This window comes from Corynebacterium sp. UMB9976 (assembly GCF_030212265.1).
GTDB lineage: Bacteria > Actinomycetota > Actinomycetes > Mycobacteriales > Mycobacteriaceae > Corynebacterium.
The window spans coordinates 1-355 of record NZ_JASODY010000067.1 but is presented as its reverse complement, the minus strand read 5'-3'; the positions used below and the strand labels follow the sequence as shown (position 1 = coordinate 355).

At 54.6% G+C, this 355-nt stretch carries 1 rRNA gene; it reads right to left on the bottom strand.

The window, feature by feature from the left end:
• Positions 1-355 (bottom strand): 23S ribosomal RNA (locus QP140_RS09830); the annotation flags it as partial.

Here is a 355-nt window from a genome sequence, read left to right as displayed (position 1 = left end):
GTGACCTAACGGGTCCTCTTAACCTTCCAGCACCGGGCAGGCGTCAGTCCGTATACATCGACTTACCCGTCTTCGCACGGACCTGTGTTTTTAGTAAACAGTCGCTTCCCTCTACTCTCTGCGACCACCACCAGCTCAACACGTCGTTCACCAGCAGTGGCCCCCCTTCTCCCGAAGTTACGGGGGCATTTTGCCGAATTCCTTAACCACAGTTCACCCGATCGCCTTAGTATTCTCTACCTGACCACCTGTGTCGGTTTACGGTACGGGCCATACATGCACTCACTAGAGGCTTTTCTCGACAGCATAGGATCACCAACATCCCCACAAACGGGTACGCATCACGCCTCACCCA